The 3159-nt window shown below is 74.9% G+C and carries 4 protein-coding genes and 1 pseudogene; 2 read left to right on the top strand and 3 right to left on the bottom strand.

Annotated features, from left to right (window positions below):
* Together AB0J52_RS33785 and AB0J52_RS33780 are read right to left on the bottom strand one after the other, a co-directional pair.
* A pseudogene (locus tag AB0J52_RS33785) lies at positions 1 to 532 on the bottom strand (hypothetical protein); the annotation flags it as partial.
* Positions 529 to 1260, bottom strand: coding sequence for a (Fe-S)-binding protein (locus AB0J52_RS33780; protein ID WP_500186942.1), 732 nt, complete (start codon positions 1258 to 1260; stop codon positions 529 to 531). The gene AB0J52_RS33780 and the pseudogene AB0J52_RS33785, both read right to left, overlap by 4 nt.
* Positions 1261 to 1623: 363 nt before the next feature.
* Here AB0J52_RS33780 and AB0J52_RS33775 point away from each other — a divergent pair, with 363 nt between their 5' ends.
* Positions 1624 to 1827 carry a DUF5999 family protein gene (locus AB0J52_RS33775; RefSeq protein ID WP_500186941.1) on the top strand — a complete coding sequence of 68 codons (204 nt, stop codon included), beginning with the start codon at positions 1624 to 1626 and terminating at the stop codon, positions 1825 to 1827.
* A 245-nt stretch (positions 1828 to 2072) separates the two neighbouring features.
* On the opposite strand, the gene AB0J52_RS33770 is transcribed toward AB0J52_RS33775, so the two are convergent.
* Entirely contained in the window at positions 2073 to 2696 is a 624-nt protein-coding gene (locus AB0J52_RS33770) for an alpha/beta hydrolase family protein (RefSeq protein WP_500186940.1), read from the bottom strand.
* 61 nt (positions 2697 to 2757) lie between these two features.
* Here AB0J52_RS33770 and AB0J52_RS33765 point away from each other — a divergent pair.
* A partial coding sequence (locus AB0J52_RS33765) for a PPOX class F420-dependent oxidoreductase (RefSeq protein WP_500186939.1) occupies positions 2758 to 3159 on the top strand: 402 nt, incomplete at its 3' end.

The following is a 3159-nucleotide window of genomic DNA, read 5'->3' as shown; positions in this document are numbered from 1 at the left end:
GGCCGTCCGCCACCGCGACCTCGCCGTCGCCGCCGTCACGGACGAGCGAGGCGACGATCCGGCGCGCGGCGGAGGCGGTGCGGGCCCAGTGCACCCGGCCGCCCGCGTCCGCGACGGCCCGCTCGAAGTCCTCCAGGTGGGTACCGAGGTCGAGCAGCGCCCGGTCGCGGATCGCCGCGCCGGCCTCGCGCAGCCGCTCCCAGTCGCCCGGCTCGCCGGTCGCGGCGGCGATCCGTTCCCGCGCCAGGCGGGCGCTCTCGGCGAGGTCGTGCCGGGCGCCCGCGTCGGCCAGCGCCTCCTTCGCCGCCTCCGCGAACCTCGGCAGGCCGGGCCCGCCGTCCGCGCCATGCCCGGAAAGCGCTCGACCGTCCCGGTCCGTCCCGCCTCCGAGGGCTCCGCGCCGCCGGGCCGCGCTCTTCTGCTGCCCGGTCACCAGGCCCAGCAGCGTGCCCAGGCCGAACCCGCCGGCCGCCTCCGCCTCACGGTCGGCGGAGTCGGCGGGGTCGGGGAGCCGCTCCGCGCCCGCGCTCACGTCCGCTCCCCCGTGGACGCCAGGATCTCCGCGACGTGCGCCACCCGCACCCCGGCGCGCAGCCGCGACAGCGCGCCGCCGACATGCGCCAGGCAGGCGTTGTCCAGCGCGCACAGGACGTCCGCCCCCGTGTCCCGGACATGCCGGACCTTGTCGGCGACCATCGCCACCGAGACGTCCGCGTTCTTCACCGCGAAGGCGCCGCCGAACCCGCAGCACTCCTCCGCGGCGGGAAGCTCGACCAACTCCAGGTCCTTGACCGCGCGCAGCAGCCGCAGCGGACGGTCGCCCACCCCTAGCGCGCGGGACGCGTGGCAGGTCGGCTGGTACGCCACCCGGTGCGGGAAGCGCGCGCCCACGTCCGATGCGCCTAGGACGTCCACCAGGAACTCGGTCAGCTCGTAGACCTCGAGCCCGGCGGCGGCGCGTTCCAGCTCCCCGTCGCCCACGGTCCGCGCGATGCTCCGGTAGGACGAGCGGACCGCGGCCGCGCAGGACGCCGACGGCGTCACGATCGTCCCCGCTCCGTCGAACACCCCGGTGAACCGCCGCGCGAGCGCGGCCGCCTCGCGCCGGTAGCCGGTGGTCCAGTGCAGCTGACCGCAGCAAGTCTGCCCGGCCGGGAAGACCACCTCGTGGCCCAGCCGCTCCAGCAGGGCCGTCACCGCCCGGCCGGTGCCCGGGAACATCGTGTCGTCGACACAGGCGATGAAGAGCGCCACGCGCATCCGGGCCTCACCTCCCCTGGGTCTGGCCCCGCCCCAGGCGCAATCGTAGGGCTCCGACCCCCGCGCACCAGGGGGAAACGATCGATCGCGGGCCGGTCAGGCGGCCGGTCCCGGACACCTCTCCGGACGAACCGGGACGATATTTACGCATCGGACAGCGTGTCGTGCTCTTGCCGAGACCGATTCGAGGGCACTCTGATCACCTGGCCCCGAGGGTGAGTCCGATCACACCGGAGGGGTACCGAGGTACCACCGGACAATCGTCCCTTCGGACTATGGCAGCCCGGGGTCGAACCGTTCCACACTCGGATGCGTCAGACAGAAGAGCACCACCCATCGAGCACCTGAACCGGAGGCACGCCGATGTGCCCACACCAACCGCACTGTCCCACCTCCAACGGGCCTGACCGCGACGCCGCGCGGACCGTGGCCTCGCATCCCGAACAGGGATGGAGCCTGCTGTGCAACGGCGTCGTGATCTTCGAGGACACCGGTGAGCTGCTGCCCGACGGGAAGGTCGTCGCCCCGCACCGGCCGACCGACGCGGGCGTCGGCGCGGTCGCCTGACCGGTCCCGCACGGGGGACTAGTCCGAACGGGTGATCTTCCTCGGGGGCGCCGGCCACCCGGCGGGCGCCGCGGGCGCTCCGTCCGGAGACGGCACCGCGCACGAGAACGGCACAACGAACGCAGGAAGCAAGAGCCCCGGCCGAGCAGCCGGGGCTCCGTCATGTCCGGGCCGCGAACCGGCGCCGGCGGCCGCATCGCCCCCGTCGATCCCGCCGGGGCCGCGGCCGTCCTCCGCCGGCTCCCTCAGGCCGTCGCGCAGGCCCAGCGGCGCAGCCAGGGCTCGACCGCCGCCCCCACGGCGGCGGGATTCCTGTTCAAATCGTGCCGCTCCCCCGGCAGGACCACCACCTCGGCGGCGTCGGCCGCGTCCGGGACCCCGAACGGGTCGCGGTCACCGTTCACGACGACCGCCTCGACCCCCGCGCCGCGCAGCTCGTCCGCGCGCGACTTCTCCGGCTTCCCCGGCGGATGCAGCGGGAACGCCAGTGCCACCACGCCCACCGCGCCCGCCTCCCGGGCCGTCCGGCACGCCACCCGAGCACCGTTGCTGCGCCCGCCCTGGACGAGCGGCACGTCCCCGAACCGGTCGCGCAGCAGCTTCACGACCTCCAGCCACGCCTCGTCCTGCCGCACCGCCGAGCCGGGCGCGCGGCGTCCGGCCTTCCGGAACGGCTGCAGCACCCGCGCGACCGCCCCGCCGAGATCCAGCGCGACCTCCCGGACGGCCAGCAGGTCCGGAGCGTCCACCCCGCCGTTCGAGCCGTGCGTCAGCACCAGCAGGAACGCCGCCCCCTCCGCCGCGCCCTCCGCCGCGCGGGGCTCGTCCACCGTCACCTCGGCGGCCCCGTGCGCCGTCATGATCTCCATGTGGCTCACGGTAGCGGCCCGGCCACCCACGGCGGGCGGCGGCCACCCCATAATGGGGATCATGGAAGCGATGACGGCGGACGAGTGGCGGGCCTTCGTGCTGGAGGGGACCCGGACGGGCAAGATCGGGGTCATCCGCAAGGACGGGTCGCCCCACGTGACGCCCATCTGGTTCCTGCTGGACGGCGACGACCTGCTGTTCACCACCTACGGGAAGGGCCTCAAGGCCCACGCGCTGAAGCGCGACCCCCGCGTGTCGATCGCGGTCGACGACCAGGCGCCGCCCTACTCGTTCGTCATGATCGACGGGGTGGCGGCCCTCACCGACGACCAGGACGAGCTGCTGCGCTGGGCGACCGCGATCGGCGGCCGGTACATGGGCGAGGACCGCGCCGAGGAGTTCGGCAGGCGCAACGCCGTCCCCGGGGAGTACCTCGTGCGCGTGCGCATCACCAAGGTCGTC

It is taken from the genome of Spirillospora sp. NPDC049652, from assembly GCF_040675125.1.
Taxonomy (GTDB): domain Bacteria; phylum Actinomycetota; class Actinomycetes; order Streptosporangiales; family Streptosporangiaceae; genus Spirillospora.
This window is presented reverse-complemented; position numbering and strand designations above follow the sequence as displayed.

Coding starts and splice junctions, on each gene's coding strand:
- AB0J52_RS33780 (WP_500186942.1), bottom strand. CDS start 1,260: ATGCGCGTGGCGCTCTTCATCGCCTGTGTCGACGACACGATGTTCCCG.
- AB0J52_RS33775 (WP_500186941.1), top strand. CDS start 1,624: ATGTGCCCACACCAACCGCACTGTCCCACCTCCAACGGGCCTGACCGC.
- AB0J52_RS33770 (WP_500186940.1), bottom strand. CDS start 2,696: ATGGAGATCATGACGGCGCACGGGGCCGCCGAGGTGACGGTGGACGAG.